At 39.9% G+C, this 3,560-nt stretch carries 2 protein-coding genes; both read right to left on the bottom strand.

Annotated features, from left to right (window positions below; all coding sequences use genetic code 11):
• Positions 1-1,038, bottom strand: a 1,038-nt coding sequence (locus tag BFU02S_RS15270; protein ID WP_066372498.1) for a response regulator, incomplete at its 3' end; no start/stop codon positions are given.
• A 217-nt stretch (positions 1,039-1,255) separates the two neighbouring features.
• Entirely contained in the window at positions 1,256-3,445 is a 2,190-nt protein-coding gene (locus BFU02S_RS15265) for an alpha-galactosidase (RefSeq protein WP_066372496.1), read from the bottom strand.
• Between the last annotated feature and the right edge of the window lie 115 nt (positions 3,446-3,560).

The raw sequence follows: 3,560 nt of genomic DNA, 5'->3' as shown, positions 1-3,560 counted from the left end.
GAATAGAATCATAATGTTAAAAATAACATTGTGAAAGAAAGCTCTATATTCAAAGATGTCCATCTTGTAACAGCGAGATAATCGTTCGGCATAATCCTTTAGGTAAGTAAAGGCCGGCTCAAATTGGCTGCGTTTCAACTTGTCCGTAAACCAATCGAGGTTAAAGTTTTCAATAACCGGTGCACCTTTTACATCCCGGCTCGTTAAGACGGTTCCCTTTGGAAAATAGAATCGATAATCGAGTAATGTTAACAGACTTTCCTTATATACCTTGCCCAACTGGAAAAAGTCTTCAAATACTTCTGATACGACCAGACCCATCCCGGGCTCCTTCACAAGGAAAATATTTATAAAGTCAAGAAGGTGCTGGAACTCACTGTACTCCGTGTTTATAATATAGACTTGCAAACTCTTATTCGGACTGAAAGAATAATAGGTGAATTCTCCCATTCTTGTATCCTTGAACACTTGAAATTCATCTGACTCTAGAGATTGGCCACTGACTCCTGCTAAATAAAAATAGCGATAAGGAAAAGCCTTCAGCCTAGATTCTTCATCCCATGTCATTTCAAATCCGGAAATCATCTTATTGATGACTTGTGTAACGGAAAGAGGCTCATCTGTCTTTCTTTCCGCCGTTTGGAACAATGGAATTCGGCTTGCTGCCGTCTTCAGCACCTTTAATAAACTTTCAGCATCCAGCTTTGGTTTTAAAATATAATCGACTGCTCCATTTTGAAAACTAGATCTTACATAATCGAATTCACTAAAGCTGCTTAGAACAATAATTTCAATTTCTGGATAACGTTCCTTGACTACTCTAATAAGTTCTTCTCCATCCATGATGTGCATTACAAAATCGGTAATAAGGATATGTGGATGTGTCTTTTTAATTAAATCAAGTGCCTCTTGGCCATTGGACGCTTCTCCAACAATCGTAAACCCTTCTTGTTCCCAATCAAGATAGTGGATGATCCCTTTTCTAATTAATAATTCATCGTCCACAATAAGAATTCGGCAAAGTCCCCCAGCTTGCAATGCAATCCCTCCACATACAGTTTACTGATCCATTGGGATTACTATTTAGTATACTATTTTGTAAGCGTTCAGATATATTAAATGGCACCATTTCAAAACAAATGAAATCAAAAAGCAAGAAGCACATTGGTTAGTTAACGAAAAAAAAGGGGCTGTCCAAAAAGTTCAGCTAATCGACATTGGCAGCCCTGTTTTTTTTGATTCGATCGGCATAAAATTAAATTTCACGGAAATGCCAAATATAGCTTTGGAAATCTCCATTCAACTCTGCTGGAATACTTAAACCAACATATGCAAGTTCATCCCCTCCGTATACATGATCCGTCCCTATTAATTGGTATTTTTTCTTCACATCAACCCCCATTAATTTTAAATATTTTAATGGGGAGGCTGGCTCTGCCAAAACGGAAAAATAAAAAGCCATGACTTCTGTCTGATCCTGATTTGCAAAAACCCAGGCCGTTTCATTGCCTTCAAATGGGCTGAGGAGCCGGTAGAAATCACCAAATTGGATTAAGTTTCTAATTTCTTTGTAGCGAGCCACTTGTTGTTTAACGATTTCTTGTTCAATCGCTGATAATTTAGTTAAATCCAACTCATAGCCTAAATTTCCAGACATGGCTACTGCCCCGCGCATGTCCAGGGAAGTAATACGATTGACTTGATGGTTCGGCACTGCAGATACATGGGCACCCATTGTCACAATTGGATAGACCATACTGGTGCCATACTGAATTTTCAATCGGGAGACGGCATCGGTGTTATCGCTCGTCCATGTCTGAGGCATATAATAGAGAATTCCAGGGTCGAATCTTCCGCCTCCACCAGAGCAGCTTTCAAATAATACATCTGGAAAAGCCGACGTGATGGTATCCATTACTCGATATAAGCCTAGCATATAGCGGTGCGCTGTTTCTCTTTGCCGATCGGCTGGAAGGGATGCCGATCCAACTTCTGTCATATGCCGATTCATATCCCATTTTACATATGAAACCGGCACCGTTTTTAAAATATGACTGACCCGGTTAATGATTTCTTCACAGACATCCTTTCGAGATAAATCTAGCACTAACTGATTCCGGCTTTCAGAACGGGGCCGGTTTGGGACATGAAGACACCAATCTGGATGGCTGCGGTATAACTCGCTGTCAACTGATATCATTTCGGGTTCAAACCAAAGTCCAAACTCAAGACCAAGTTCCTTTACATTTTCAGCAAGGTGATCCAGTCCCTCCGGCAGTTTCTCCCGATCTACAAACCAATCCCCCAATGATGTTTTATCATTATTTCTCTTGCCAAACCAACCATCATCCAAGACAAACAATTCTATCCCTAGTTCCTTTGCAGCCTTGGCAATGTCAAGGATTTTTTCTGAATTAAAATCAAAATAGGTAGCCTCCCAGTTATTGACGAGAATTGGGCGCTCTCGTTCCTTCCACTTTCCCCTTAATAAGCAGGTGCGATAGAGGTTATGGAAAGTCCGCGACATGTCACCAAGCCCGTCAGCCGAGTAAACCATGACCACTTCCGGCGTTTGGAATTCTTCGCCGGGTTCCAGCTTCCAGTTAAAATCAAATGGATTGATTCCCATTGTTACCCTTGTATTCTTAAATTGGTCCACTTCAGCCTGAGCGAGGAAATTTCCGCTGTACACAAAGTTAAAGGCATATACTTCACCAGTTGTTTCATTCGTTCCCTTACGAACCAAGGCCATGAATGGGTTATACTGATGACTGCTCGCTCCCCTTGTACTTTCAATAGATTGAATTCCGCGCCTTAAAGGCTTTCTTTCCAACTGCCCTTCATTATTATGCGCACCATATAAATGTAAAAACTCAAAATCAGCATCCCGAAAATCTATACACAAACTTAAGGCTCTAAGCAGTCTTAACGTATCAGAACCTTTATTCGAAAAACGGACATTTCTTGTGATGACATTAAATTGTTCAAAAACAGTGTAACTTAAGATGACTTCTAATCCGGTCAATTGATCAACCATAACAATCTCAAGCGTTTCCGCATCATTTTCGTTCTGCACATACGTTGCAGGAAGGCCTTTTAACGAAGGCTTTCCTTTCACGATCGTATGTGAACAATAGCGTAAATCGGTTATGGTGGATCCGTTTTCAAGCTGAACTTGATAAGCAGGTTTTCGGTAATCTGTATTTCCATATTGCGGGTATTCCTGCGGAAGCGTGTCCAGTGAAAAAGTGCGATCATCTTTATATGGATTTCCTGAAAAACCCCGATCAAGGAGTTGAATTTTATTGGAATGGTGATACTCGTTTATCTTTCTTCCCCAATAAAGATGAAGCAAGTATCCATCCCGGACAATTTCCATTACATAACTCGTGTCTTTTCCTTGTAAATGAAACGTTCTATTTTTTCCATCAAATCGAATCCCCACTAAATGCCCCTCCCAAATCCATCTTTTCTTCATTTTAAAAACAGAGTAAAATACCGTCAATGTTTTTTAGTAAAATTTTAACTAAATTTTTTATTTGTGTTTTATAAGAAACTAA

It is taken from the genome of Neobacillus fumarioli NBRC 102428 (genome assembly GCF_001591485.1).
In the GTDB taxonomy this organism is placed as follows: domain Bacteria; phylum Bacillota; class Bacilli; order Bacillales; family Cytobacillaceae; genus Neobacillus; species Neobacillus fumarioli.
Note: the sequence above shows the minus strand (reverse complement) of the source record. Positions and strands in the feature narration are given on the sequence as shown.